This is a genomic window from Pseudomonas protegens (genome assembly GCF_013407925.2).
GTDB classification, from domain to species: domain Bacteria; phylum Pseudomonadota; class Gammaproteobacteria; order Pseudomonadales; family Pseudomonadaceae; genus Aquipseudomonas; species Aquipseudomonas fluorescens_AP.
Genome location: NZ_CP060201.1, coordinates 6,486,763 through 6,513,044 on the forward strand (window position 1 = coordinate 6,486,763; position 26,282 = coordinate 6,513,044).

Sequence of the window (26,282 nt, forward strand, 5' to 3'; positions counted from 1 at the left end):
ATTTTGCGCCTGTCTGCTAGGATTTCGGCGCTTTCGCGCAAAACCTGAACCTTTCTGCCTTTTTCACAGAATTTTCATGGGCTTGTGTTGAACTGGCGGCCGGGGAAATTTCACCCGCGCCAAGCGCAGTGACTGAGTCGACTACTTAAAAAAGAGGCATGCCTGGAGCATCGCCTTATTGGGGGATTGATGGATTTTTGGAGCGCCGCACAGGCATTGATACTCGGGATTGTCGAAGGCTTGACCGAGTTCTTGCCCATCAGCAGTACCGGACACCAGATTATTGTCGCTGACCTGCTCGACTTCGGTGGCGAGCGGGCGATGGCCTTCAACATCATCATTCAGCTGGGAGCGATCCTGGCCGTGGTCTGGGAGTTTCGACGCAAGATCCTCGAGGTGGTGATCGGCCTGCCGAGCCAGCCCAAGGCCCAGCGCTTCACGGTCAACCTGCTGATCGCCTTCCTCCCGGCGGTGGTGCTGGGGGTGATCTTCGCCGACCTGATCCATGCCTACCTGTTCAACCCCATCACTGTGGCCACGGCCCTGGTGATCGGCGGGGTCATCATGCTCTGGGCCGAGCGGCGCGAGCATCGGGTGCACGCCGAAAGCGTGGACGAGATCACCTGGAAGGACGCACTGAAAGTCGGTTGTGCCCAGTGCCTGGCAATGATCCCGGGGACTTCGCGCTCCGGCTCGACCATCATCGGCGGGCTGCTGTTCGGCCTGTCGCGCAAGACCGCCACCGAGTTTTCGTTCTTCCTGGCCATGCCCACCATGGTCGGGGCTGCGGTGTATTCGGGCTACAAGTACCGGCACCTGTTCCAGCCCGATGATGTTCCGGTGTTCGCCATCGGCTTCGTCACCGCCTTCATCTTCGCCATGATCGCGGTCAAGGGCCTGCTGAAGTTCATTGCCAGCCACAGCTACGCGGCGTTCGCCTGGTACCGCATCGCCTTCGGCCTGTTGATTCTGGCGACCTGGCAGTTCGGCTGGGTCGACTGGACGGCGGCCAAATCGTGACGACGGGCCGTAGCGAAGCGCGCGTCGGCAGTGGCGCGCGTATCCACCACCTGAAGCTCAAGTTGCTGGTATTTGTCCTGCTGTGCGCATTGCCATTGTTCGGCTCGTTGTCCCTGTGGTGGCGAGCAATTTCGATCATCCCCCTGGTCGCCTATGGCGCCGTCAGCCTGTTGACCTTCCTGCTGTATTGGCACGACAAGCGCCGGGCCAGGGCAGAGGGGCAGCGCACGCCGGAGAATGTGCTGCACGCCCTGGAGCTGGCCGGCGGCTGGCCCGGGGCCTTGCTGGCCCAGCAACTGCTGCGGCACAAGACCCGCAAGCTGTCCTATCAGACCTTGTTCTGGCTGATCGTGGCCGTGCATCAGGTCTACTGGATTGACCGGCTGTTCCTGGAAAACAGCCTGCTGAGCCTGTTCTAGAGCAGCAACCCGACCTGCGCCCGCTTGGGCAACTTGCCCACCACCAGTTGATGGGAGCGTTGCAGCAGTGCCCGGAGTTCCTCGGCACCCAGCGGGTAGGGCGTTTGCATGATGATCCAGTGCGCCCGCGCCAGATAGGGCGCCGGGGCAATGCCCGGACGGTCGACATGACCGAGAAACAGCTCCTGGTCGACCTTGAACGCCAGGGAGCTGCCCCGCAGGTTCTGCAGGGCGAACATCTTGCTGCCGGCAATTGAAAACACCCGCACACCGCCCCATTTGTAGTCCTCCCGCGCTCCGGGCAGGTCCAGGCAGAATTGCGCCACTTGTTGTTCAGTGAGGATTGCATCTTTCACAGCAGTCGTTCTCCACAGCCTTCGAAGGATTGGCTCAGGTGCTCGATCCAGGCCCGCACGGCCGGCAACACACCGCGGCGGTGAGGATACACCGCTTGCAGCCAGCCGCCGGGCAATGACCATTGCGGCAGCATCTGCACCAGTTGGCCGCTGGCCAGTTCGGCCTCGCAATACATCATCGGCAGGACGGTGCAGCCCAGGCCGGCGAGGGCACAGGCGCGGCGCATGATGAAGTCATCGATGCCCAGGCGCGCTTCCAGGGCCAGGTCGCAGGCATTGCCCTGCTGGTCCAGTAGACGCAGGTGCACCAGCCGATCGGCCTCCAGGGCGCCAAGAATGGGCACCTGCCGCAGGTCTTGCGGATGCTGCACCGGGTGCTCCTTGAGGAAGTCGGGAGTGGCGACGATTACGGTTTGCGCCGGACGCAGGCGGCGGGTCACCAGCAGCGGGTCTTCATCGCCGTGTTCACGCACCCGCAGGGCCACGTCGATGCCTTCGGTCACCAGGTCGACGCGGCGGTTGAGCAAGAGCATCTCCAGCTGCACCTGGGGGTATTTCTGCAGGTAGCTGCTGACCAGCGGTGTCAGCAACTCATGGGCCAGCCCCACCGGACTCGACACCCGCAGGCGTCCCCGGGGTTCGCTGGCCATGCTGGCCACGGCTTCGTCGGCCATTTCCGCTTCCAGCAGCATCGCCTGGCAATGGCGCAAGTAACGCTCGCCCACGGCGGTGAGCTTGAGCTGGCGGGTGGTGCGTTGCAGCAGCCGGGCCTTGAGCCGCTCTTCCAGTTCGGCGATGCGCCGCGACAGCCGCGACTTGGGAATGCCCAGCAAACGCCCGGCAGCGGCGAAGCCACCGGCTTCCACCACCTTGGCGAAGTAATACAGATCGTTGAGGTCTTGCATGAGAGGAGGGCTCGATTGTCCTGCTGATGGGACGAACTATCGCATTTGTACTGGCTAATCAGCCATTGAATTCATCTGTAGGATTGCGCACATCCGATCGCCCAGTGGCGGTCCTCACTTGGAGATCCCAGATGAAACTCTTGCATATCGATTCCAGCATCCTTGGTGACAACTCGGCCTCCCGCCAGCTGAGCCACAGCGTGGTCCAGGCCTGGAAAGCCGCCCTGCCTGACCTGACCGTGACCTACCGCGACCTGGCCGCGGATGCCATCAGCCATTTCTCCGCCGCCACTTTGGTGGCCGCCGGCACCGCCGCCGAACTGCGCGATGCCGCGCAGCAGCACGAAGCCCAGCTCAGCGCCCAGGCCCTGGCCGAGTTCCAGGCCGCCGATGCCGTGGTGATTGCCGCGCCGATGTACAACTTCACCATTCCGACCCAGCTCAAGGCCTGGATCGACCGCATTGCCGTAGCCGGCCAGACTTTCCGCTACACCGAAGCCGGCCCGCAAGGCCTGTGCGGTGGCAAGAAAGTGATAGTGGTTTCCACCGCCGGCGGCCTGCATGCGGGTCAGGCCACTGGGGTCGCCCACGAGGATTACCTCAAGCTGCTGTTCGGCTTCCTCGGCATCACCGACATCGAGTTCGTCCGTGCCCACGGCCTGGCCTACGGTGAAGAAGTGCGCAACAAAGCCCTGAGCGATGCCCAGGCGCAGATCAGCGAGCAACTCTTCGCCGCCGCGTAAGACTTGTGTAAAGACGCTTTCCTGCACGGCAGGCAGCACTAGACTCTGTATTCTGATCACTGTTCAAAGTGATCAGGATGCGGAGTTTTTTTATTGCTGGTTTTCAGTCTTTCTGGCCCAGGTTATGCAGGTTTGGTGATCAGCGCAGAGGTGTTTCCTCGCTGTGCATACCGGGTGTCGGGCCGATCTCGCTTCAAGGCCTTGGCGGCAAGGGATGGCAGGAGCAAAGGGCTTTCTCGATCCAGCGGCAAAGGTGGGCGTGTCATGAAACGTCTTAGTGCAATGTTACTGATCTGCCTGCTCAGCAGCCTGATTTCGGTGCAGGCCGCCCCTGGGCCCCATCCGCACTGGAGCGTGGGCTTTCATGAGATGAGCTTTCTCGATCCCCTGGACCTGCAGCCGATGCGCGCCATCGCCTTTTATCCGTCCACCGGCATCGAGCACGCCAGTGTGCTCGAAGGCTACAAGATCGCCGCCTCGCGGGACGCCAAGATCGCCATTGGCCGCTTTCCGATGCTGATGCTGTCCCACGGCAATACCGGTACGCCCCTGGCCCTGCACGACCTGGCCACCTCCCTGGCGCGCAAGGGATTCGTGGTGGTGGCGGTGATTCATCCCGGCGACAACTCCAAGGACCACAGCCGCCTGGGCACCTTGAGCAATCTGTATGGCCGGCCGATCCAGATTTCCGAAGCCATTACCGCGACCCTGGGCGATCCGATGCTGTCGCCCTTCGTCAATGCCGAGCAGGTCGGGGTGATTGGCTATTCCGCCGGCGGCGAGACGGCTTTGATCCTGTCCGGCGCCACCCCCGACCTGGATCGCCTGCGGCGCTATTGCCAGGAGCGTCCCGATGACCGTGATGCCTGCAACACCCGGGGCGAGCTGATCGTCGACCGCGACGACCTGCAGCCAGTGGCCGATCCGCGGGTGCATGCGCTGATGCTGATGGCGCCCCTGAGCCTGAAGTTCGGCCGCCATACCCTGGCCGGGGTGCATGTGCCCGTGCTGCTCTACAGCGGCGATGGTGACCAGCTGGTGGCCCTGGACAAGAACGCCGCGGCCCTGGCCCGCAAGCTGCCGGTGGCGCCGGACTTCAAACTGCTGGCCGGCGCCGGGCACTTCGTGTTCATGGCGCCGTGCACCGCCGAACAGTTGGCGGCCATGCCGGCCCTGTGCACCGATGCCGACGGTGTCGACCGCGAGGATATCCATCGCAACCTGATTGCCGAGGCCGGCAAGTTCTTCGCCCATACCCTGGGGCGCCCAAGCCGGGCCGGGATGCAGACCGCCGACCAGTGATTCAGGCGCCGGCCCGGCGCTTGAGCAGCAGGGTCAGGCCAAGACCGCTGATCGAGAGCAGGGCGGCGCAGCAGAAGATCCACCCATACCCCAGGTTCAGCGCCACGGCGCCCATCAAGGGGCCAGCGATGGCCAGGGCCAGATCGAAGAACACCGCATAGGCGCTCAGGCCGGCGCCGCGGCTGCTGTTGGGCACCTGCTTGATGGCTTCCACCCCCAGGGCCGGGTACACCAGCGACAGACCGCAGCCGGCAAGTCCGGCGCCGATCAGTGCCCAGGCGGTGGACGGCGCCAGCCAGAGCAGGACCAGCCCAATAGTCTCGATGCACATGCAGGCAATGGCCGCGACAAAGCCGCCAACGCGGCTGATGCTGGAAATGAACAGCAGGCGCGCACAGATAAAGCACACCCCGAACACCGTCAGGCAATAGGCCGCGCCGGTCCAGCCGCGACTGAGGTAGAACAGGGTGATAAAGGTGGTCAGGGTGCCGTAGCCGATGGAAGCCAGGCACAGGCTGGCGCCGAACGGGGCGATGCGTCCGAACACCGCCCAGAACGCCAGGCGCTCGCCGCGAATCACTGGCACCGAGGGTTTGTTGCGGATCAACAGCAGCGCCAGTACCGCCAACAGCGACAGGGCGATCCCCAGGCTGGCGAAGCCGTACTGCTGCACCATCGCCACCCCCAGCGGCGCGCCCATGGCGATAGCGCCATAGGACGCGATGCCGTTCCAGGAAATCGAGCGCGCGGTGTGCTCCGCGCCCACCTGGCCCATGCACCAACTGATGGTGCCGACCCCGATCAGGCCCTGGGCCACGCCCAGCAGCAGGCGTCCCCCCAGCAGCACGCTCAGGCTCGCCAGCGGCCAGTCTTGCAGCAGCACCGAACCCAGGGTCAGCAGGCCACTGAGCAGAATCCCCAGCAAGCCGTAAATGATCGAGCGCTTGGTGCCCACGGTGTCCGACATGCGCCCGGCCATGGGCCGACTGAGCAGGGTGGCCAGGTATTGCGAGCCAATGGTCAAGCCAGCAACCACCGCACTAAAACCCAATTGTTCGTGCACATACCCGGGCAATACGGCAATCGGCAGGCCGATGCAGAGGAAGGCGATAAAGGTATAGATGACGATCGAGACGATCTGCAGGGTGATCGCCATGGAGCTTTGAGCGGGGCTTTGTGGCTCTGGCATGAAGGCTCGTTCGCGTGCGGCGGTTAGAGATCCGCATCATCGCGTGGCGCGATTATAAAAGGAAGCAGGCTAACGATCTTTCCCCTCCGCACCGTAGGCGCTGGCTTGCCAGCGAAGGCGTTCTCTGGGGCAATGCCGACTCAAGGGCCTTTTCGCCGGCAAGCCGGCTCCTACGAGAGGGGGGCATACGAAAAAGCCCCGTCACACCGGACGGGGCTTTCTTCTTGCCGCTTACCGCTTGCCGCTGCCTTTAGAACATGACGCCCTGGCTGCGCAGGTAGTCGTCGTAGGTGCCGCTGAAGTCGGTCACCCCGCTTGGGCTCAGCTCGATGATGCGAGTGGCCAGGGACGAAACGAACTCACGGTCGTGGCTGACGAAGATCAGGGTGCCCGGGTAGTTCTCCAGGGCCAGGTTCAAGGCCTCGATGGATTCCATGTCCAAGTGGTTGGTCGGTTCGTCCATCACCAGCACGTTGGGCTTTTGCAGGATCAGCTTGCCGAACAGCATGCGGCCTTGCTCACCACCGGAAATCACCTTCACCGACTTGAGGATCTCGTCGTTGGAGAACAGCATGCGGCCCAGGGTGCCACGGATCATCTGCTCGCCCTGGGTCCACTGGCCCATCCAGTCGAACAGGCTGACGTCGTCTTCGAAGTCGTGGGCGTGGTCCTGGGCGTAGTAGCCGATTTCCGCGCTTTCAGTCCATTTCACCGAACCGGCGTCCGGGGTCAGCTCGCCCACCAGGGTGCGCAGCAGGGTGGTCTTGCCGATACCGTTGGGACCGATGATCGCCACGCGCTCGCCGGCTTCGACGGTGAAGCTGAAGTTCTGGAACAGGGTCTTGCCATCGAAACCCTTGGACATGCGCTCCAGGGTCACTGCCTGGCGGTGCAGCTTCTTGGTCTGTTCGAAGCGGATGAACGGGCTGACCCGGCTCGACGGCTTGACTTCGGCCAGCTGGATCTTGTCGATCTGCTTGGCCCGGGACGTGGCCTGCTTGGCTTTCGAGGCGTTGGCCGAGAAGCGGCTGACGAAGGTCTGCAGTTCGGCGATCTGGGCTTTCTTCTTGGCGTTGTCCGACAGCAGCTGCTCGCGGGACTGGGTCGCGGCGATCATGTACTCGTCGTAGTTGCCCGGGAACAGGCGCAGCTCGCCGTAGTCCAGGTCGGCCATGTGGGTGCAGACACTGTTCAGGAAGTGCCGGTCGTGGGAAATGATGATCATGGTGCTGTTACGCGCCGTGAGAATGTTTTCCAGCCAGCGGATGGTGTTGATGTCCAGGTGGTTGGTCGGTTCGTCCAGCAGCAGCACTTCCGGATCGGAGAACAGCGCCTGGGCCAGCAGCACCCGCAGTTTCCAGCCTGGCGCGACTTCGGTCATCGGGCCGAAATGCTGTTCCAGGGGAATGCCCAGGCCCAGCAGTAATTCACCGGCGCGGGATTCGGCGGTGTAGCCGTCCATCTCGGCGAATTCGGTTTCCAGCTCGGCCACGGCCATGCCGTCTTCTTCGGTCATTTCCGGCAGCGAGTAGATGCGGTCGCGCTCGGCCTTGACCTTCCACAGCTCCTCGTGACCCATGATCACGGTGTCGATCACGGTGAATTCTTCGTAGGCGAACTGGTCCTGGCGCAGTTTACCCAGGCGCACGTTGGGCTCCAGCATGACCTGGCCGCCGGACGGCTCGAGGTCGCCACCGAGGATTTTCATGAAGGTCGACTTGCCGCAACCGTTGGCGCCGATCAGACCGTAACGGTTGCCACCGTTGAACTTGACCGAAACGTTCTCGAACAGTGGCTTGGCGCCGAACTGCATGGTGATGTTAGCTGTGGAGATCAATTACTTACCTACCAATGATTTAGCGCCGACCTTGAATCCACAAAGCGCGATCTGGAGCCTTCCAGGTCGGGCCGGTCTGAGTGTGGAGCTGAGCCAGCGGGCGTACGTCGAGCGCAACATTCCGGCGCCAGGGCCGGGTTGCTGAGCAAAAAGTGCGGGGTGCGTGTTGGAATTTGTGCGCATTGTCGCATATGTAAACGAGCAGTTGTATGACGCTCGGGTAGGGAATTTACCCTGTGGGCGCGATGTTCAGTGGTCACCGGCTGCGTTGTGGGCAGGAATCAGCGCTTGGATAAAGGCTTGCAACGGTGCGCCAGCTTCTTGCGGCGCGGCCTGCAGCAGGCAGTGCGGCCCGTGGATGTCCACCAGGCGCGCATCCGGGCGCAACTGGCGGACCAGGGCCGCCGCCGAGGCCGGCACCAGCCGATCGCGGGAGGCCCGCAGGTACAGCAGCGGCACTGAGGTTTCGCTCAGGGCCCGGCTCGCGTCCACCGCGATCACCTCCTGCAGCCGGGCCTGCAATACGGACGGCGCCACCTGGGCAATGGCGGTCGCCAAGGCCTGGCGCAGCGATGGCGTGGAAAAACCGCCGAGCAGCAGGGCGTCCATCGGCCAGAAGGGCAAGCGCTGCACGGGCATGAGTCTGAGCAGCGGCGCCAGGGGCGCCAGCGCCGGCCGTGGGTTGCGCACGAAACTGCAGCACAGCACCAGCCCCAGCAGGCCCGCCGGACGCCGGGCGGCAAGGCTCACGGCCACCGGGCCGGAAAACGACTCGCCCAGCAACACGAACGGGCGGTCCGTCGGCAGTTGTTGCCATACGCGTTCCACCAGGGCGGAGTAGCCCAGCACCTGATCGGCGGGGTAATCCAGCACTTGCACGGGCAGGCTGGGGTCCAGGGCCTGGCGCAGCGGTTCGAACAGGGTGCCGGTGCCGTCCATCCCCGGCAGCAGCACCAGGGTCGGCGAAAGAGGGGTGGCCATCAGTGGCGCTGTCCTTGCGGGGTGGAAGGGAAGTGGGCGGCGCGCAGCATAGCGCAGCCACTCGTTCGACACAGCCCATAGAGGCAGGCCAGAGGGCTGCAGAGGGTTTTGTTGAGCTGAATCAAAACCTCACCCGATACCGGCAATTTTCTCCAGAAGTCACGCAGCTTTTCACAAATTTGAGTTAACCCTTGGTTACAAACTGTGGCTAAAATGCCAGCCGACGGCCAGATGCCGAGGGCCGGATCGGCGATGCAAGCCTTCGCCGATCATGTTTTTTTCAACTCAGACGCTGCCATTTGCCTTTGGCCCTCCGGGCTTTCAGGGGCGCAGCATGTTCTCTTCTGACGTGTGACGATTTCCGTGAAACTCATCATTGCCGCTGTATACGTTTTATCCATTGCGTACGTACACCTGCGGGGGCGCGTGCGCCATAAACTGGGACGCCAACTCAGCGATCACTCGACCTTCCTGGCGCCCATCAACTGCTTCCTCTATCTGTTCTCCAAGTTTCCCAACCGGCCCTACCTGGACCCGGCCGACTTCCCCGAGATGAACAAGCTGCAGGAGCACTGGGAAGAGATCCGCGCCGAAGGTCAGCAGTTGCTGCAGGCCGGGGAGATCAAGCGCTCGGACCAGTACAACGACGTGGGTTTCAACTCGTTCTTCAAGACCGGCTGGAAGCGTTTCTACCTCAAGTGGTACGGCGACAGCCACCCTTCGGCGATGAAACTGTGCCCGCGCACCACTGAACTGGTGCAGAGCATCGGCTCGATCAAGGCGGCGATGTTCGCCGAGCTGCCGCCCGGTTCGCGCCTGGTTCGCCACCGCGACCCGTATGCCGGGTCCTACCGCTATCACCTGGGGCTGTCCACGCCGAACAACGAAGGCTGCTTCATCGAAGTCGACGGCGAGCGCTACCACTGGCGCGACGGCGAAGCGGTGATGTTCGACGAGACGTACATCCACTACGCGGAAAACACCACCGAGCAGAACCGCATCATTCTGTTCTGCGACGTCGAGCGGCCGATGCAGTATCGCTGGGCGGCAGCGTTCAACCGCTGGTTCAGCCGCACCGTGATGTCCGCCGCCGGCTCGCCCAACGACGCCGGGGACAAGACCGGTGGCCTCAACCGCGCCTTCAACAAGCTGTACAAGATCCGCCTGCGGGGCAAGGAACTGAAGAAGCGCAACCGCACCCGCTACTACCTGGAAAAGTGGGCGATCTTCGCCGCCTTGCTGCTGCTGTTCATCTATATCTGACCGGCCCAGCCCGCCTCTTGGCCTGCTCCTGCATCTGGAGGCGGGCCTGCGCAGGGGCTGGCCGCGGACACCGGGTGTTACAGGTTCTACCGGATTATTTAATTAACAAAGCCGAACCCTGGGCGTAGCGTGGAATCGTATTCGATACCTTGTCGCTCCTCAGGAGGCTTGTCATGAACCGTCTGGCTCGCGGCCTTGCCGCATTGATCACGCTGGCCTGGGCCAGTGGCGCCGCCTGGGCCGCCAGCCCTGAAACGCCTCCTTTCAATCCGCTGCCAGGTGCCATGCAGCTGGCGCAAAACCTGCCCAACAGCGGCAACAACGACCCCTACAGCAACCCCATTCGTCGGGCCAATCCCAACAGCATGCAGGGCACCCGGAGCGCCAGTCCGCCGGTGCGCGGCCCCAGCACCGCGCCCATTGGCCGGCCGCCCAGCCTGGAAAATGGCGGTATCGGCAATGGCTATCCCCGTGGCGGGGTGCAGCGGCCAAACCCCGATCCGCGGGTGCAAAGTCCCCGAAACAACGATAGCGACAACAGCAACCGGCGCTGAGGTGCCTTGCTGGATGGGCGGCCGCCGCCGCGCGGGTCGCCAGGGATTCTCTTGAGCCATAGAAGGAAGCGAGCATGTTGCGTAAAACCCTATTGGCCACCTTGTGCGCCAGCGTTCTGCTGGGCAGTGCCTTGCCCGCTTCGGCGGCCAGTGCCCAGTCCTTTGCCAGTGAGCAGGGCCGTCTCAGCCTGACCCCGGTGGTGCAAGGCTTGCAGCATCCCTGGGCCCTGGCATTCCTGCCGGATCGCCAGGGCATGCTGGTCACTGAGCGTCCCGGCAACCTGCGCCTGGTGAGCCCGGACGGCAAGCTTTCGGCTCCCTTGAGCGGGGTGCCCAAGGTTTGGGCCAATGGCCAGGGTGGCTTGCTCGACGTGGCGCTGTCGCCGGACTTCCAGCAGGACCGCCTGGTGTACCTGTCCTATGCCGAGGGCGGTGGCGAGGGCGGGACTGCCGGCACCGCGGTGGGTCGCGGCCGCTTGAGCGATGACCTGAGCGGGCTCAAGGATTTCCAGGTGATCTTCCGCCAGGAGCCGAAGCTGTCCACCGGCAATCACTTCGGTTCTCGGCTGGTGTTCGACCGCGACGGCTACCTGTTCATCACCCTGGGGGAGAACAACAACCGCGCCACCGCCCAAGACCTGGACAAGCTTCAGGGCAAGATCGTGCGCCTGTATGCCGATGGCCGGGTGCCGGACGACAACCCCTTTGTCGGCCGGGCCGGGGTGCGGCCGGAGATCTGGAGTTTTGGCCACCGCAACCCCCAGGGCGCGGCGCTCAACCCCTGGAGCGGCACCCTGTGGGAGAACGAGCACGGGCCCAAGGGCGGCGACGAGATCAACCTGATCGAGCGGGGCAAGAACTACGGCTGGCCCCTGGCGACCCACGGGGTCGACTATTCCGGCCAGCCGATTCCCGAGGCCACGGGCCAGACGGTCCCGGGTACCCTGGCCCCGCATCACGTCTGGGAGAAATCTCCCGGCATCAGCGGCATGGCCTTCTACGACGCCGAGCGCTTCAAGCCCTGGCAGCACAACCTGTTCATTGGCGCCCTGGCCGACCGCGAGCTGATTCGTCTGCAATTCGACGGCGACCGTGTCACCCAAGAAGAGCGTCTGCTGGGGGACCTCAAGGTGCGCATTCGCGACGTGCGCCAGGGGCCGGACGGTTATCTGTACCTGCTCACCGACGAGGATCAGGGCGGCCTGTACAAGGTTGGCCTGGAATAACCCGCCCCAACACCCACAGCCGTAGGAGCTGGCTTGCCAGCGAAAGCGTCGGCGAGCACAGCACCAGGCTCAAGGATCGCTTCGCCGGCCAGCCGGCTCCTACGCCTGGGGGCGCGAGGAGAGGATGACCGCGGCGCGCAGCTTGCTGCTGCCAAAACTGCACATCTTATCGAACTCGCCGTGGCTCACCGGCAAGTGCTGGCAGTCCATGGGCTGGCGGTGCTGGCTGTGGTCCACATCCGGATCGTGCAGGTAGACGAAGTCGTCGTCGCAGTCGGTGACTATCACCCAGTGGGGGGCCTTGGAACGGGTCAGGCGGTAGCTGCTGATCAGGACCAGGGGCTGGCCGCCTTCACTGAGGCGCCTGGGCAGGTCCAGCGGTCCGCCCAGCACCTGCTGCACCTCACTGGCGTCCAGCTCCTTGCAGAACTCGTCGTGGACCAGGCGCATGACGTCCTTTTTATGCTCGTCACGCACGCCATTGAGAAACAGCGGCCCGGCGCTGTTGACCTGCAGGCGCACGGCAAAGCCGCGGCGCCAGGCCGCCAGCGCCAGGCCCTGGGGGCTGCAGCCCCCGTGGCCGGAAGTCATGAATACTGTGGTGGCTTCGCGCCAGATCTGCAGTTCCTCGCGCCGCTCCAGCGAGCGCGAGGGTTGCAGGGCGGCCATGGCCATCAGCAGGCAGGCCGGGCCACAGGTGAAGTCGGTGGTCTGCTGGTAGTAAGGCACGCGGATGGAGCGGGTTTCGCGGTGCTGAAGGATGCGCTTTTCCAGGCGCAGGGCATCGGCGTGGTCTTCGTAATAGTCATGGATCCGGGCAAAGCGCCGGTAGCCATGGCGTTCGTACAAGGCCAGCGCCGCCGGATTGTCGGTGCGTACCTCCAGGCGCAGATAGGCGCAGTCATGGGCCAGGGCGCAGGCCTCGATCCGTTGCAGCAGGCGTTTGCCCAGGCCCAGCCCGCGGGCGTCCTCGGCAATGGCGATGGAGTACAGGCGCGCCAGCGAGGTGCCGCGATGAAACAGCACCAGGGCATAGCCGAGCAAGCGTGCCTGATGCTCGGCCACCAGCAGTTGGCCGTGGGCGCGGTTGATCATCCACAAGAAGCTGCGCGGGGTCAGCCGGTCGCTGGTGAAACATTGCTGTTCCAGGGCCACCAGCGCCGGCAGATCGTCGGGGGTTGCAGTGCGAAAGACAAGATCCATATAACCGCCGTAAAAGTTGCGTAACGAAACGAGACTTCAAAAAAAGTTCGTGCTTAATAGAAAGGGTCAGGTTCTTCAGCGAGAGCGAACTTTATGTCAGCGGTACAAGGTCATTGGCGAGAAGTATCCGAGCAAAGTTTGCCGGCGACAATCACTTCGGCAAGTTATTTTTCCCCACTGGGCCGAACTTCAAGTCAAGTCATCATCATTGTCGAACGCAAGGAAGACTGGGCGTCCTACTTTCCCAGCGAAGACATTCTCACGGCCCAGGAATACCTCGAACAGAGCCGCGAAAGCGTGCCGGGAAAACGCGTTCAGGTGATCAACCTGTGCCGCAGCTACAAGTACCTGGGGCACGGTTATTACTGCTCGTTGTTGGCCGAGGCCCGCGGCCACCGGGTGATTCCCTCGGTGCGCACGATCAGCGAACTGACCCGCAAGGCCCTTTACGGGCTGGCTCTGGACGACCTGGACAAGACCCTGGAAAAAGCCCTGAGCAATCATCTTTACAGTGATACCGAAGGTTTTACCTTGACTCTTTACTTTGGCCGGACGCATATCGAGCCATTGCAGGAGTTGGCCCGCCAGTTGTTTGAACTGTTTCCCTGTCCGATTCTGTTAGTTGATTTCAAGAGAACTGACAGTTGGCATATCGAAGGCGTGAAGTCCGGTGCCTTGCACAAGTTGCGCGATGATCAGGAAGATCAGTTTGCCAACTCGCTGGACAGTTTCAGCCGCAAAGTCTGGCGGGTGCCGCGATCCCGGCAACTGGCCCGTTATGACCTGGCGATACTCCACGATCCCCATGAAGCACTACCGCCTTCCAATGCCCGGGCGCTGGAGAGTTTTATCCGGGTCGGCAAGGGCCTGGGCATCGACGTGGAACTGATCGAGAAGAAGGACTACTCGCGGCTGGCCGAATACGACGCGTTGCTGATCCGCGAAACCACCAGCGTCGACAACCACACCTACCGCTTTGCCAAGAAGGCCGAGAGCGAAGGGCTGGTGGTGATGGACGACCCGACCTCGATCCTGCGCTGCACCAACAAGGTCTATCTCACCGATCTGCTCAAGGGCCATCAACTGGGCATGCCTGCCACCGAGATCCTCTACAAGGAGCGACCGGAAGACTTCGAGCGGGTCGGCGAACGCCTGGGCTTTCCCCTGGTGCTGAAGATCCCCGACGGCTGTTTCTCGCGAGGCGTGATCAAGGTCGAGAGCCAGCAGGCGCTGCTTGCGGCCACCGCCGAACTGTTCGAGCACTCGGTGCTGCTACTGGCCCAGGAATTCTTCTACACCGAGTACGACTGGCGCATCGGCGTGCTCAATCGCAAGCCGATCTTTGCCTGCCAGTACTTCATGTCCAAGGGCCATTGGCAGATCTACAACCACAAGGCCAAGGGCCAGGACATCAACGGCGAGTGCCGCACCCTGGCGGTCCACGAAGCGCCGCGGGCGGTGGTGGAACTGGCGGTGAAGACCGCCAACCTGATCGGCGACGGGCTGTACGGGGTCGACCTCAAGCAGTCCGGGGACAAGGTGGTGGTGATCGAGGTCAACGACAACCCCAACCTCGATGCCGGCATCGAGGACGCCTACCTGCAGGACGACCTGTATTCCCTGGTGCTGGAGGAGTTCGTCCGGCGCCTGGAACTCAAGCGTCGCGGCCAGGCCTGGTGAGGCGCCGATGATCCACAGCTATCGGCTGGCCCACGGCAGCCTGCAAGCAGTGCCTGAGCTGGACGCCCAGGTCATGCTGTTCAGCAACCCGGACCTGGCGGAGCGCGACCTGTTGCACAGCGCCTTCAAGCTCGACGAGCACGCCCTGGCCTCGGCGCTGGACCCGGACGAGGTGTCGCGCATCGAATTCCACCCCGATTACCTGTTCCTGATCTGGAAGCGTCCGGAAAACTATTCCGGCGGCGGCAGCCTGTCCTTCGAGGTGTCGTCCTGCGGCCTGCTGTTTTCCCCGGACCGGCTGCTGGTGATCGCTCCCGACCACACGCCGTTGCAGGGGCTGGGCGCGCGGCACAATCTGCATACCCCGCTGGATGTGTTGCTGGACCTGCTGCTCAACAACATCCATCACTACCTGGGGCACCTCAAGGTGATCAAGCTGGTGGCCCGCGAGCTGCAGGACAAGTTCAACAGCTCTATGGAAAACCGCCACCTGATGCAGATGTTCAACCTCAGCGAGAGCCTGATCTATTACCTCAACGCCCTGCACAGCAATGGCGCGCTGCTGACCCGGCTGCGCAACCATGCGCAAAAGGAGTGCTTCGGCCCGCAGGCGGTTGGCCTGATCGACGACCTGATCATCGAGAACAACCAGTGTTACAAGCAGGCGGAAATCTACTCGACGGTGTTTGCCGGGCTGATGGACGCCCGGGGCAACCTGATGAACAACAGCACCAACAAGCTGTTGCGCAAGCTGACCCTGATCAACGTGGTGTTCCTGCCGCTGAACCTGATTGCCAGCATCGGCGGCATGTCCGAATTCAGCATGATGACCGCCGGCACGCCGTGGTGGATCGCCTATTCGCTGTTGCTGCTGGCCATGCTGCTGGCGGCGGCCGGCATGTCCCTGGGGCTGCGGCGGCTCAGCGGGCACAGCGAGAAGGCCTGCTGAGTCTTACTGCGGCTGCAGGGTCAGCACCTCAAAGCCGTCGCGGGTCACCGCCACCGTGTGTTCCCACTGGGCCGAGAGGCCGTTGTCGCGGGTCACCACGGTCCAGCCGTCCTTGAGCCCGCGGACCCGGGCGCTGCCCTGGTTGAGCATCGGCTCGATGGTGAAGACCATGCCTTCTCGCAGTTCCAGGCCGGTGCCGGGGCGACCGAAGTGCAGGATCTGCGGTTCCTCGTGCATCTGCCGGCCGATACCGTGGCCGCAGTATTCACGCACCACGCTGTAGCCCTTGGCCTCGGCGTGGGCCTGGATGGCATGGCCGATATCGCCGAGTCGAGCGCCGGGGCGCACCACCTTGATCGCCGCCCACATGGCCTCGAAGGTGGTGTCCACCAGGCGCCGGGCCTTGGGGCCGACCTCGCCGATCAGATACATCTTGCTGGCGTCGGCGATGTAGCCGTGCTTTTCCAGGGTGATGTCGATGTTGACGATGTCGCCGTCCTTGAGCACGGCCTTGGCGTGGGGCATGCCGTGGCACACCACCTCGTTGATCGAGGTGTTGATGCAATAGGGGTAGTTGTACTGGCCCTTGCTCGCCGGGCGCGCCTTGAGCTGGTGGCGGATGAAGTGTTCCACCGCGCTGTCCAGCTCCAGGGTCGACAGGCCCGAGGCGACAAAACCGTCGAGAAAGGTGAATACCTCGGCCAGCAGCCGCCCGGATTCGCGCATCAGCGCCAGTTGTTCCGGGGTCTTGATCAGGGCCTGGGTCATGCTTGCCCCCTGAGCAGATCGGTCTTGTTGAGCAGCAACTTGTTGATCAGGTCGTTGTAGGCCAGGTGCGGGTTGAGCTCGGCCAGCAGGCCGATCTTGATCCAGAACTCGGCCTGGGCGTTGATCGAGCGATCCATGGCGGCGCTGGCCACGCGGATCTGTTGGTGCAGTTCATCGGAGATCTTGACGATGCCCATGTCTGGGGGCTCCCTTGAGCAAATATACGAATCGTATATGTTTCGTATAATCAGCGGCAAGCGGCAAGCGGCAAGCGGCAAGCGGCAAGCGGCAAGCGGGTAGCAGGTGGGGAGCGGGGTTGCTTTGTGTGAGCCTGGGAGAAAAGCGTTGACCGCCAGGGGCTGGCGCGGTTAGTTTCCGGTCCATGACTTTTTCTGCCGATCGTTCCCAGCCAAGCATTATTACCGCCATTACCGATTGGCGGGCTTGCTGACGACTGCACCCAACCCGCCCTGGAGGCGGGTTTTTTCTCTCTGTCTCCCGGGCTCCGAACACAGCCAGGAGCACCTTCATGAATCACCCCAGCCGTCTTGCCAGCACCCCTTTGCCCAGCGCCGACATGGCCTTGCTGGAACGCTACGTGAAGATGATCCTCGCCGCGCCGGTCTACGACCTGGCGATCTGCACGCCGTTGCAGGCGGCGCCCGCCTTGTCGCAGCGGCTGGGCAATCAGGTCCTGCTCAAGCGCGAGGACCTGCAGCCGACCTTTTCCTTCAAGATCCGTGGTGCCTACAACCGCCTGGCGCAACTCACCTCGGAGCAGAAGCGGCGGGGGGTGATCACCGCGTCCGCCGGCAATCATGCCCAGGGCGTGGCCCTGGCCGCGCGGGAACTGGGGATCAAGGCGAGCATCGTGATGCCTGCCAGCACCCCGGAACTCAAGGTGCTGGGGGTGCGCAGCCGCGACGCCGAGGCGATTTTGCATGGCGAGAGCTTTCCCTTTGCCCTGGCCCACGCCCTGAGCCTGGCCGAGCGCACCGGCAGCACCTTCGTCTCGCCCTTTGACGATCCCCAGGTGATTGCCGGGCAGGGCACCGTGGCCATGGAGATCCTGCGCCAGCAGCCGGGGCCGCTGGACGCGATCTTCGTCCCGGTGGGCGGTGGCGGATTGATCGCCGGAATCGCCGCCTACGTCAAATACCTGCGGCCGCAGATCCGCATCGTCGGGGTTGAGTCGGAACATTCCAACTGCCTGCAGCAGGCGTTGGCGGCGGGGGAGCGGGTGGTGTTGCCCAAAGTGGGAACCTTTGCCGACGGTGTCGCGGTGGCGCAGATCGGCGAGCATGGTTTTCAGATCTGCCGGCATCACGTGGATCAGGTGATCAGCGTCAGCAACGATCAGTTGTGCGCCGCGATCAAGGACATCTACGACGACACCCGCTCGATCACCGAGCCTTCCGGCGCCCTGGCGGTGGCCGGGATCAAGCAGTACGTGGCCCGAAGCGGCATCAGTGGCCAGACCCTGGTGGCCATCGACTCCGGCGCCAACATCAATTTCGACAGCTTGCGCCACGTCGCCGAGCGCGCCGCCTTGAGCAGCCTTTCGGCCTAGCAGCGGGCTTGCCAGCCAAGCCCTCCGCCTTCCAGGCCTCTTCGCCGGCTAAGCGCAGCGCCGCCCGGCCGGTTCCTAGGACAGCAGTGGGCGCAGGAAGCTGCGTTCGTAACTGAGGATGAACTTCTTCTCCATCACCGACGCCACCAGGGCCACGCTGTCCGGATCGCTCAGAGCGCGCTGGCGATAGGCTTCGTAATCGGCCAGGGACGGGAAGCTGAACAGGCAATAGGCAATGTTGCTGGCCCCTTCGGAAGGCAGGAAATAGCCATGGTGGGTGCCGCCCAGACGCTTGACCACGGCGATCCAGGCTTTGGAATAGGCTTCGAACTCGGCCAGTTGGTAGGGATCGATCACGTATTTGACATGGCAGGTAATCAAGGAGGGAACTCCGGGCGAGGGCAAGGATCAGCGTTGTATCAGGTGCGACTCTTCGAGCGGGCCACGCTGTGGACCAAGACCCGGGCATTCTGCGGGGCGGCAAACCAGCAGCGCAACCGCCAGCCATTGCCGGCTTACGTCAAAACCCTGGGTACTGAGAGCGAAATCGAATTAAGCAAGCTCGCCAAAGCGGCTTACTCTGTAACCTGGCTGGGTCTGTCAGGACAAAACCGATCCAAGCCAGGATCACTAGCGAACACGGACGTCGCGGCCAGCAGGGATCTGCCCATTGATTGGTCGTGTTGAATAAAAGGAGAGCGTCAGCATGTTTTTATCTGCCCTGGAACTGCGCAACATCATTGAGAGCAGCTTTCTGCCCAAACGCTGCCAATGCACCCTGAGCCCGGACCTGTCGATGACGGTCAAGGTCTATGGCGACCATGAAACCGACCGGGTCGAACTGGTGGTCAGCGGCATTGACGCTGCCCAGCTCAATGGCTGCCGGGAAATCAACGAACTGATCGCCGAATTGCGCTACGACCTGGCCAATGCCCCGGGCGGGGTGTCAGGCCTCAAGCGCAGGGCCCATTGAGCGCGCTCACCCGGCAACGCTCAGCCGCGCGGGCCCCTGTGCCTGCGGCACGCCGTGTCAGTTTTCGTACATGCAGGCGTGGGCGTGCTTCTGGTAGGAGATTTCCGCCAGTTCTCCAGCCTTGTTGATGTAGCGCATGTTGGCGGTCACCACCTCGCAGCGGCTGGTCGGCGGCTCGGTCATGGAGATGACCTTGGCGACGTCCAGGCGCATGCCGTACTGATAAGGCACCACCTCCACATTGACATCCGAGGCCTGGGCCAGACCGGTGAATCCGCACAGGGCCAGGGCGGCCAGGGCAAAGCGCTTGCGTGTGTTCATACTGGTTCTCCATTACAGACAATGACGGTTCGGTCTGGGGACCGAACCCGCTGCACGAAGCCCTAAAAGCGTTGCGGGCCAGTGCGCTCCGAAACAGAGTGCTTATTTAGGATTAATCTATCATTAAGAGTCTCTTGATAGATTTTGAAATATTTCGTTCCTGTCCTATATACCGCCCGCGCTCGCCGGCCCGCCTTCACAGTTCGCTGTAGGCGATCCGTCGATGCTGGGGCAGGGCGTGGTTCAGCAACTGCTCCAGGGATTGCCCGGGTGGCAGGTAGTCGTCGCCGAAATCGCCATCGGCCAACCGGGTCGGATGCGCCACCACTTCCACCACGCCGGCCGGGCGAAAGCCCTGCTGCAGGTCCCTGGGCGTGCACACCCAACGCACCGCGCCTCCCGCCAGCCAGGCGATGCGCCGGTTCAAGGCGCTTTTGAACAGCCGCTTGAGCGGTCCGATATTGCCGCCGACATTGCGCGCCAGGCGCACAGGCACCCCCTGGCGGGCGGCGAAGCGAGCGACGATCGGCGCCACCGGCCACAGGTTGTGCACATGCTGGTGCGAATCGATATGGCTGGGCCGCAGGCCCTGGTCGACACAGCGTTGCCACTGCGCCTGAAGCTCCTGCCACACCGCCTCGGCCGCCGCTTTCGGCAGGCGCAGGGCCGAGCGCGACAGGCCCAGCTCGAATTGCCCCTGGGCGTTGCAGAACAGCGGCTGGCGGGCAATGCCCTGGCTCAGGGGCGCGCCGTAGGTCAGGTTGAAATGCAGGCCGATGCGCCCCAGCAACCCGTGCTCATGGCTCAGGCGACAGGCATCCTCGAAGGCCGGCATGTTGGCCATCAGGGTCGCCGAGCTGATCACCCCGCGCTGGAAGGCGCGCAGGGTCAATTGGTTGTAATCCGGGTCGAGGCCGAAATCGTCGGCGTTGACGATGACCCGGTTCGCGCGGGTCACCCTGAGGGTCTGTTTCATGGACAGGTTCCTTGTGCTTTGCCGGCCTGGCGGCGTTCGCGCCAGGCCTTGAGGCGCGGTTTGAGCAGCAGCCAGAGGCGTTCGACGAGCCCCAGCAACAGGCCCCGGGGGCGCCAGGAATAAAAGCTCCAGCGCTGCTGCAGGACCACGCCGCTCATGCGTTCGTGCAGTTGATGGCTGGAACGACTGAGGCTGACCCGCGAGGCGTCCACCCACTGCCAGCCATCCTCCAGCCCCCAGCGAATCCACTCGTCCAGCAGCAGCCGGCCGCTGCCCAGATTGGCGTAGTCGGCGAGGAAGGCGATGTTGTAGTCATACAGGCGTCCGCGCTCCAGCAGGCCCAGGCGATAGCTGATGCAGCGTCCCTGGTGCTCCAGCATCACCACCCGCACACCGCCCTCGGCGGCCAGCCCGCGCAACGCGGTGCCCATCCATTGCTGTCGCTGAGGCCCGGAGAAGATCCCCAGGCCGTCGGCGCCTTTCCAGCTGGCTTGCTCCACCTCGCGCAGGCGCTGCAGCAGTTGATCGATGTCGTCGGCCCCGGGGTTCAGGCGAACCACCCGGGCGTCGATTTCCCCACAGCGCTTGCGGCCCCGGCGCAATTCATAGCGCAGGCTGCCGCTGGGTTCGTCGCGGTCGGCGGCGACGATCAGGTGCTCCGGCACGCGACAGCTCAGGGCCAGCTGGCTGTAGCTGCTGGCCCGGCGCCAGGGCGCCAGCAGGCGCTCGGCGTCCACCAGCTCATGCAGTTGCAGCAGGTCGTGGGGCAGGCGGCGGCGGATGTGCCCGAGCGCCTCGCCCATGGCGTGCTGGCCGGCCTCGGCCACCAGCAGCGCCAGTCGGTCGCTCAGGGGATGACCCAGGTGGCGCACCACCTGCAGCGTCAGTCCGGCCCGGGATTCGCGGCCGCGAATCAGCGGCAGGCACAGCAGCAACTGTTCGCCCTGCCAGCCCAGGAGAATCTGCAACTGCTGCTGTTGCAGGGCCTGTTCCGCGCCCCGCAGCCAGCTCAGGCGATTGAACGGCGTTGCCCCCTCGACCTGCTGGCGCAGTTGTTCATAGGCCCCGGCGGGGAAGTCTTGCGCGCCAAGGCTGGCGCACCATTGCCAACGCAGCTTCACGAGCGCTCCTTGTCATGGCCGGTGGCGGCCGGGGATTGGGCCAGACGACCGCGGCGCAAGTGCTGCAGACGGGGCTGGTGGTAGGGCCGGCGGCGGTGCCAGTGCAGGCAGCGCAACAGGCAGTGCACGTGCAGGGATTCGCCGACTTCCTGAAAGCCCAGGCGCATGTGCATCTTCAGCGCCGGCTCGTTGCGCACATTGACCAGGGCCCGGGTGGCCTTGAAGCCCCGTTCGCGGTACTCGTCCCAGAGCATCTTCTGCGCCAGGATCACCACCCCGGAGCCGCGAAAGGGCGGCGCGCATTCACCGGCGAACTGATACAGGCAGCCCGGCGGCAGGCGCATCCAGCAGCGGTACAGTTGATCGTCGTAGTAATCGCGCTCGCTGACCCAGACCATCATCATCACGTTGCCGTCTTCATCCAGGTGCGCGCTGCCGCGACTGCCCTTGTCCAGCAGGCCGCGAATGGCTGGCAACTGGGCCTTGAAGTACTTGTCGAAGGCCGGCAGCAGGTCCCGGGTAATAGGCACCTGGGGCCAGCGGCTGGGGCTGATGGGGCAGGGCACCGGCAGGGCCAGGGTGCGTTCCAGGGTCAGCAGTTCCCAGTGGTAATAGAAGAAGCGTTCACGCACTACCCGCAGGGTGCCCCGCAGGCCCTTGCGGCGGATTTTGGCCAACAGGCCGGTCAAGCGACTCATAGGGTGTTCCAGGTCAAGGCGAACAGGGTTTCACCGGGCAGCTGGAAGCTGGCCCGGCCTTGGCTGCACTGCAACTGGCCGGCGCGGGCGCGGCCATCGGCCCCGAGCAGTTGCAGGCTGGGGGCGGACTCGCAGAGCCGTGGCGCGCCCCCCAGATCGATGGTCTGCTCCCGCGGAGTCTTGGCCACCCCCAGCAGGCTGTGGCGCGGGCCGTCCCGCAGGGCCAGGGCATCCACTTCAAAAGCCGGGTTGTCCAGGGCCTGGACCTCGCCCAGCCAGTGTTGCTGGATGAACTGCTGGGCCACGGCCACCGGCTTGAGGCTGAAGCGCTGGGCATCCTGCTGGGCCAGCATGCCCTTGGGGTATTCCGGTTCGTCGGCGGCCTGGAACCAGTTGAGCATGTCCAGCAGGCCGTCCTGGGAGGCGTTGATCACCACCGAGGTCCACCACAGGGCGGCGTAGTGGGTGTCCTGCTGGTAGGGGCTCAGGTCCGGGCCGCTGGAGATATTGGTCTGGCTCAGCAGCAACGCCTTGCGCGGCCGGCCTTGCTCGTCCAGGCCCACCAGATCCGCGGCGGCGCGCACGCTGGCGCGATAGCGACGGGTGGCCAGCAGGTCGCGGATCATCCACTCGTGCCAGGCCAGGGCGTCGATGTCGGCCGCGTGCTCGGCCAGCAGTTGGCGGGCCCAGTCGATGCCCCGGCGCTGCCCGGCGCCGACGCGAAAGGGGCCGTCCAGCAGTCGCGAGCTGACCGGCATGGCGATGCGCACCCCGGCGGCCCGGGCCTCGGGGTTGGCCTTGGTGTGTTCCAGCATCCGCGCGAAATAGTCAGCGAACACCCCATAGCTGGGGTAGTTGAGGTTGGGTTCGTCGGCGAACGCCAGGTAGTGCAGGCCCTGGTTACCCAGCTGCACGCTGTCCGCCAGCCAGGCGTCGAGCCCGGCGAAACTGCTGCTGTCCGCCTCCAGCACCGCGCGGCGCCCGGTGCCGGCCAGCAGGGTGATGTCACGGTCGATGTTGAACGTCTCGCGGTACAGACGGCGGAAGCTCAGCTCCCGTCCGGGCTCCTGGCGGATCACATCGACGAAGCTGTAGAAGTTGGCCGCCCGTGGTCCCAGGGCCCGCAGCAGGTCGAAGGTCGATGGCGGCGGTTCGGCATAGGGCAGGGCGATCCCCAATTGCGGGCTCGGCCCGCGCCCTTGTGGCTTGAGGGTCAGTTCGACCCGGCTCGGGGTCCATTGCAGCGGGTGCAACTGGCGCAGGTCCTGGGCGAACAGGTTGGCGCTGCCGTCGAGCCAGAACGCCGCCTTGCCCGAGCCGCCCAGGGACAGGCGCCAGATTTCGTCCTGCCCGGCCACGGGCAGGGCAATCCGGTCGAACTGCCCGTACTGCGGATGCTCCACCAACGCCAGGCGCCGCTGCTCGCCGTCGCTCAGGCGCGTGGCCTGGAGCACGCTGACCCCGCCGTAATACTTGCCGGCCAGTTGTGCCTGTTCGCCGGCGGCCACGCGAAAGTACAGCTCGACGCCGCTGGGCACATCGGCGCTGAAATGCACCTTGGCCGGTTCGAACTGGGCCAGGGTCGAGCTGTCGTGGCTGACCTTGAAGTTGCGAAAGCTGTAGCCCGGCACCTGCAGCCGATAGTCGCCCCGGGCGGCGGGCAGCTGGACCTCGCGCTGGCCGTAGGGTTGATCGGCGCGAATGTCCAGCTGTTGCAGCAACTGGCCATCGGGTTGCAGCAGGTACAGCTGCTCCTGGTTGGCATCGCTTTGCCAGGCCGGGCTCCAGCGCAGTTGCAGGGTGTCGGGGGTGTCGACCTGCAGGTACAGGCTGCCGTCGCGGATATCGGCCCATTGCATGGGCGCCGCGCGCAGCGAAGGGGTCGCCGTGATCAGCATCAGGGCGAACAGGTAACGGGGTTTCATCAGGTCTTTTCCTTAGGGCGCAACCATTGGCGCACGTGGGCAATGTCTCCGGGCAGCAGAAGCAGGGTGCGGTACCAGGGCACGCCACTGAGCCGGCAGTACAGGCCGAGCATCACCAGGCTCACCGCCAGGTAGGCGATGGACGAGGCCAGGCCGGCGCCGACGATGCCAAGTGGCGGGATCAGCAGCGCGTTGAGCAGCAGGTTGAGCAGGGCGCCGCCGGCCAGCAGCAGCGACAGGCTGCCGGGGCGCTGCTTGCCCAGCAGGTCCAGGCGCAGGATGCTCGCGTAGCACAGGCCGAACAGCCCCGGCAGCAGGGCCAGCAGGGCGCCGTAGGCCGGGGCATAGGCGGCGCCGAACAGGGTGACGATCAGCCACTGGCCGATCAGCGCCATGCCCAGGCAGGCGCCGAGCATCACCGTGGCGGTCAGGCGCAAAGCCAGGGCGGTGAGCTGCTCGATGCCGTGGCCTTGCTGCAGCAGGCGCTTCATCAGCGGCGTGGTCACCGCCTCGGGAATGATCAGCAGCAGTTCGGCGGCGGCGCTGGCCATGGCGTACCAGCCGAGGGCGGCGGGGTCCAGCAGGGCACCGATAAACAGGTAGTCCGAGCGCAGCATCAACTGTTGCGACAGCACCCCGGGGTGGCTCTGGGCGCTGTAGCGCAGCAGCTTGCCTTGCTCCCCGGTCTGCCAGCGCAGGCGCAGGTCATGCCAGCGCCGCAGCCATAACACGCCGACCACCACCACCAGCAAGGTGCCGCCCAGCCAGCTGACCAGGGCCGCCGACAGCGGCTGGTCGCGCCAGATCCACCACAGGCCGACGAACAGCAGCAGCGGCACCAGGGATTCCAGCAGGCGCAGGGCGTTGAAGGCCTCGACCCGGCCGTCGGCGTTGTGCAGGGTCAGCAGGCCGCTCTTGAGCACGCTCAGCGGCACCGCCAGCAGCAACAGCCAGGCCAGGTCCCCCAGTTGCAGGCTCAGTTCCCAGTGGCTGCCCAGGGTCTGCATCAGGCACAGTCCGGCCAGGGTCAGCAGGCTGGCCAGCAGGCAGCCGTAGACCAGCACCTGGGTCAGCAGCAGGCCCATGGGCCGCTGGCGCGCGGCTTCATAACCGACGGCGGTGTTGAGGCCGCCGCTGGTCAGGGCCGCGATCAGGTCCGGCAGGGTGCTGAGCAGGGCGAACAGGCCGCGATCCGCCGGGCCCAGCAGGCGCGCCAGCAACACGTTGCGCAACAGGCGCAGGCCGATCATTGCCAGCCGCGTGCCCATGCTCAGGATCAGGTGCCAGAGGTAGCCGCCGCGCTTCATGCCCGGGCCCCTTGCAGCAGGCGCCAGGCCAGCAAGCCCGGGCGGGCGGCGCTGGCCTGGCTGACATCAATGCGTGGCAGGGCCAGCCACGGATTGCCCTCGGCCTCGATCAGCCCCGGACGAGTGCCCAGGGCGTAGCGATAACCCAGCTCGGCCACCGCCGCGCGGACCTCGGGATTGTGATCGCCGTTGGGGTAGCAATACACCCCCAGCGGCGCCTGGCAATGCTGCTGCAGGGCGGCGTGGGAGCGTTGCAGGTCGGCGCGCAGCGCCGGGCCGTCCAGGCGGGTGAGAATCCCGTGGCTGGCGCCATGGGGACCGAAGCGCACCAGCCCCGAACGCTCCAGGCGCTTGACCTGCGCCCAGTCCAGGCTATGCGGCGGGTGGTCGTCCGGGCAGCTGTCGGCCAGGGCCTGCAGGCTCTGCGGGGCCAGCCCCTTGAGGCGTTGCAGGTACTCGCCCAGCAGCCGGCTGCGGGCGTGCTCGGGGCCGGCTTGCAAAAGCGCCGCGGGCGGCGTCAGGGCCAGTGCCCGCAACTGCGCCAGCAGCGGTTGGGACGCGGCGCTGTCGGCCTGCCGCCACAGGGTTTCGCCGATGGACTCCCACCAGAAGCCCTGACGGCTGCCGATGAAGTCGGTGGACAGGAAGATGCTCGCCGGCATCTCGTAGCGCTCCAGCAACGGGTAGGCGAGCTCGGCATTGTCGCGCCAGCCGTCGTCGAAGGTCAGGGCCAGCCTGGGCCGCGCGCCACCGGGGTATTCCAGCAGATGCTCCAGGGGCACGCAGTCGAAGTGCCGCCGCAGCCAGCGCAGCAATTGCTCGAAGTGCTGCTGGCCGACGCACAGCGGGGCGCGATGGGGCAGGCTGGCGGCGCTGCCGTCGGCCAGCACCCGGTGCAGCATCAGCACCACGCCGGCGTCGCTCAGGCGCACCCGGGCCAGGCTGTGCAGGTAAGCGCTGCCGAGCAGGCGCTTGAGGGATTGCTTGAGGTTCATG

General features: G+C 64.6%; 26 protein-coding genes and 1 pseudogene. 11 read left to right on the top strand and 16 right to left on the bottom strand.

The window, feature by feature from the left end; genetic code table 11:
- The first annotated feature begins 189 nt into the window (after positions 1 to 189).
- Both GGI48_RS29900 and GGI48_RS29905 read left to right on the top strand, forming a co-directional pair.
- Positions 190 to 1,020: an undecaprenyl-diphosphate phosphatase gene (locus GGI48_RS29900; RefSeq protein ID WP_016968593.1), complete on the top strand. Its 831-nt coding sequence runs from the start codon at positions 190 to 192 to the stop codon at positions 1,018 to 1,020.
- Positions 1,017 to 1,439 (top strand): DUF1294 domain-containing protein, encoded by a 423-nt coding sequence (locus GGI48_RS29905; protein ID WP_016968592.1) that lies wholly within the window; start codon positions 1,017 to 1,019, stop codon positions 1,437 to 1,439. The genes GGI48_RS29900 and GGI48_RS29905 overlap by 4 nt, the downstream gene beginning before the upstream one ends.
- Here the strand turns inward: GGI48_RS29905 and GGI48_RS29910 are convergent.
- Both GGI48_RS29910 and GGI48_RS29915 read right to left on the bottom strand, forming a co-directional pair.
- The gene (locus tag GGI48_RS29910; protein ID WP_016968591.1) at positions 1,436 to 1,795 is read right to left on the bottom strand and encodes an MmcQ/YjbR family DNA-binding protein; all 360 of its coding nucleotides are present in this window, start codon (positions 1,793 to 1,795) and stop codon (positions 1,436 to 1,438) included. The two genes, GGI48_RS29905 and GGI48_RS29910, sit on opposite strands and share 4 nt — an antisense overlap.
- Positions 1,792 to 2,700, bottom strand: a complete 909-nt coding sequence (locus GGI48_RS29915) for a LysR substrate-binding domain-containing protein (RefSeq protein ID WP_047304517.1) — start codon at positions 2,698 to 2,700, stop codon at positions 1,792 to 1,794. The genes GGI48_RS29910 and GGI48_RS29915 overlap by 4 nt, the downstream gene beginning before the upstream one ends.
- 131 nt (positions 2,701 to 2,831) lie before the next feature.
- Here GGI48_RS29915 and GGI48_RS29920 point away from each other — a divergent pair, with 131 nt between their 5' ends.
- Together GGI48_RS29920 and GGI48_RS29925 are read left to right on the top strand one after the other, a co-directional pair.
- Entirely contained in the window at positions 2,832 to 3,443 is a 612-nt protein-coding gene (locus GGI48_RS29920; RefSeq protein ID WP_179601582.1) for an FMN-dependent NADH-azoreductase, read from the top strand.
- A gap of 264 nt (positions 3,444 to 3,707) precedes the next feature.
- On the top strand, positions 3,708 to 4,745 hold the full coding sequence (locus GGI48_RS29925; RefSeq protein ID WP_179601584.1) for an alpha/beta hydrolase family protein: 1,038 nt from the start codon (positions 3,708 to 3,710) through the stop codon (positions 4,743 to 4,745).
- 1 nt (position 4,746) lies between these two features.
- Here the strand turns inward: GGI48_RS29925 and GGI48_RS29930 are convergent, their stop codons facing one another.
- From GGI48_RS29930 to GGI48_RS29940, 3 genes are all read right to left on the bottom strand, one after another.
- Positions 4,747 to 5,934 (bottom strand): MFS transporter, encoded by a 1,188-nt coding sequence (locus GGI48_RS29930; RefSeq protein ID WP_179601587.1) that lies wholly within the window; start codon positions 5,932 to 5,934, stop codon positions 4,747 to 4,749.
- A 250-nt stretch (positions 5,935 to 6,184) separates the two neighbouring features.
- The gene (locus GGI48_RS29935) at positions 6,185 to 7,771 is read right to left on the bottom strand and encodes an ABC-F family ATPase (RefSeq protein ID WP_016965368.1); all 1,587 of its coding nucleotides are present in this window, start codon (positions 7,769 to 7,771) and stop codon (positions 6,185 to 6,187) included.
- Between the two features lie 249 nt (positions 7,772 to 8,020).
- Positions 8,021 to 8,752, bottom strand: a complete 732-nt coding sequence (locus GGI48_RS29940; RefSeq protein ID WP_179601589.1) for an alpha/beta fold hydrolase — start codon at positions 8,750 to 8,752, stop codon at positions 8,021 to 8,023.
- A gap of 363 nt (positions 8,753 to 9,115) precedes the next feature.
- On the opposite strand from GGI48_RS29940, the gene lpxO reads away from it, so the two are divergent.
- The 3 genes from lpxO (at position 9,116) to GGI48_RS29955 (ending at position 11,795) form a co-directional block, all read left to right on the top strand.
- Positions 9,116 to 10,015: a lipid A hydroxylase LpxO gene (lpxO, locus tag GGI48_RS29945; RefSeq protein WP_016965370.1), complete on the top strand. Its 900-nt coding sequence runs from the start codon at positions 9,116 to 9,118 to the stop codon at positions 10,013 to 10,015.
- Positions 10,016 to 10,188: 173 nt separating this feature from the next.
- Entirely contained in the window at positions 10,189 to 10,569 is a 381-nt protein-coding gene (locus GGI48_RS29950) for a hypothetical protein (protein WP_047304514.1), read from the top strand.
- Between the two features lie 74 nt (positions 10,570 to 10,643).
- Positions 10,644 to 11,795, top strand: coding sequence for a PQQ-dependent sugar dehydrogenase (locus GGI48_RS29955; protein WP_179601591.1), 1,152 nt, complete (start codon positions 10,644 to 10,646; stop codon positions 11,793 to 11,795).
- A gap of 99 nt (positions 11,796 to 11,894) precedes the next feature.
- Here GGI48_RS29955 and GGI48_RS29960 read toward each other — a convergent pair whose 3' ends face one another.
- Positions 11,895 to 12,998 (bottom strand): GNAT family N-acetyltransferase/peptidase C39 family protein, encoded by a 1,104-nt coding sequence (locus GGI48_RS29960; RefSeq protein WP_047304512.1) that lies wholly within the window; start codon positions 12,996 to 12,998, stop codon positions 11,895 to 11,897.
- A gap of 93 nt (positions 12,999 to 13,091) precedes the next feature.
- Here GGI48_RS29960 and GGI48_RS29965 point away from each other — a divergent pair, with 93 nt between their 5' ends.
- Both GGI48_RS29965 and GGI48_RS29970 read left to right on the top strand, forming a co-directional pair.
- On the top strand, positions 13,092 to 14,678 hold the full coding sequence (locus GGI48_RS29965; RefSeq protein ID WP_016964545.1) for a RimK family protein: 1,587 nt from the start codon (positions 13,092 to 13,094) through the stop codon (positions 14,676 to 14,678).
- A gap of 7 nt (positions 14,679 to 14,685) precedes the next feature.
- Positions 14,686 to 15,627, top strand: coding sequence for a magnesium transporter CorA family protein (locus GGI48_RS29970; RefSeq protein WP_016964546.1), 942 nt, complete (start codon positions 14,686 to 14,688; stop codon positions 15,625 to 15,627).
- A 3-nt stretch (positions 15,628 to 15,630) separates the two neighbouring features.
- Here the strand turns inward: GGI48_RS29970 and map are convergent, their stop codons facing one another.
- The gene (map, locus tag GGI48_RS29975; protein ID WP_016964547.1) at positions 15,631 to 16,395 is read right to left on the bottom strand and encodes a type I methionyl aminopeptidase; all 765 of its coding nucleotides are present in this window, start codon (positions 16,393 to 16,395) and stop codon (positions 15,631 to 15,633) included.
- Positions 16,392 to 16,592 carry a ParD-like family protein gene (locus GGI48_RS29980; protein ID WP_047304509.1) on the bottom strand — a complete coding sequence of 67 codons (201 nt, stop codon included), beginning with the start codon at positions 16,590 to 16,592 and terminating at the stop codon, positions 16,392 to 16,394. The genes map and GGI48_RS29980 overlap by 4 nt, the downstream gene beginning before the upstream one ends.
- Before the next feature lie 332 nt (positions 16,593 to 16,924).
- Here GGI48_RS29980 and ilvA point away from each other — a divergent pair.
- Positions 16,925 to 17,947, top strand: a pseudogene (ilvA, locus tag GGI48_RS29985) (threonine ammonia-lyase, biosynthetic); the annotation flags it as partial.
- A gap of 93 nt (positions 17,948 to 18,040) precedes the next feature.
- On the opposite strand, the gene GGI48_RS29990 reads toward ilvA, so the two are convergent.
- The gene (locus GGI48_RS29990) at positions 18,041 to 18,346 is read right to left on the bottom strand and encodes an NIPSNAP family protein (protein ID WP_179601593.1); all 306 of its coding nucleotides are present in this window, start codon (positions 18,344 to 18,346) and stop codon (positions 18,041 to 18,043) included.
- A gap of 325 nt (positions 18,347 to 18,671) precedes the next feature.
- Between GGI48_RS29990 and GGI48_RS29995 the strand changes: the two genes are divergently transcribed.
- Positions 18,672 to 18,938, top strand: a complete 267-nt coding sequence (locus GGI48_RS29995; protein WP_047304507.1) for a DUF1652 domain-containing protein — start codon at positions 18,672 to 18,674, stop codon at positions 18,936 to 18,938.
- A gap of 57 nt (positions 18,939 to 18,995) precedes the next feature.
- Here GGI48_RS29995 and GGI48_RS30000 read toward each other — a convergent pair whose 3' ends face one another.
- From GGI48_RS30000 to GGI48_RS30030, 7 genes are all read right to left on the bottom strand, one after another.
- Positions 18,996 to 19,259: a DUF2790 domain-containing protein gene (locus GGI48_RS30000; RefSeq protein ID WP_047304506.1), complete on the bottom strand. Its 264-nt coding sequence runs from the start codon at positions 19,257 to 19,259 to the stop codon at positions 18,996 to 18,998.
- A 196-nt stretch (positions 19,260 to 19,455) separates the two neighbouring features.
- Positions 19,456 to 20,235 carry a ChbG/HpnK family deacetylase gene (locus GGI48_RS30005; protein WP_047304505.1) on the bottom strand — a complete coding sequence of 260 codons (780 nt, stop codon included), beginning with the start codon at positions 20,233 to 20,235 and terminating at the stop codon, positions 19,456 to 19,458.
- Positions 20,232 to 21,356 carry a GNAT family N-acetyltransferase gene (locus GGI48_RS30010; protein ID WP_179601595.1) on the bottom strand — a complete coding sequence of 375 codons (1,125 nt, stop codon included), beginning with the start codon at positions 21,354 to 21,356 and terminating at the stop codon, positions 20,232 to 20,234. Before GGI48_RS30010 ends, GGI48_RS30005 begins: the two co-directional genes overlap by 4 nt.
- Positions 21,353 to 22,054 carry a GNAT family N-acetyltransferase gene (locus tag GGI48_RS30015; protein WP_179601597.1) on the bottom strand — a complete coding sequence of 234 codons (702 nt, stop codon included), beginning with the start codon at positions 22,052 to 22,054 and terminating at the stop codon, positions 21,353 to 21,355. Before GGI48_RS30015 ends, GGI48_RS30010 begins: the two co-directional genes overlap by 4 nt.
- Entirely contained in the window at positions 22,051 to 23,979 is a 1,929-nt protein-coding gene (locus GGI48_RS30020) for a hypothetical protein (RefSeq protein WP_179601599.1), read from the bottom strand. The genes GGI48_RS30015 and GGI48_RS30020 overlap by 4 nt, the downstream gene beginning before the upstream one ends.
- Entirely contained in the window at positions 23,979 to 25,286 is a 1,308-nt protein-coding gene (locus GGI48_RS30025) for a lipopolysaccharide biosynthesis protein (protein ID WP_179601601.1), read from the bottom strand. The genes GGI48_RS30020 and GGI48_RS30025 overlap by 1 nt, the downstream gene beginning before the upstream one ends.
- Positions 25,283 to 26,281: a polysaccharide deacetylase family protein gene (locus GGI48_RS30030; protein WP_179601603.1), complete on the bottom strand. Its 999-nt coding sequence runs from the start codon at positions 26,279 to 26,281 to the stop codon at positions 25,283 to 25,285. The genes GGI48_RS30025 and GGI48_RS30030 overlap by 4 nt, the downstream gene beginning before the upstream one ends.
- Between the last annotated feature and the right edge of the window lies 1 nt (position 26,282).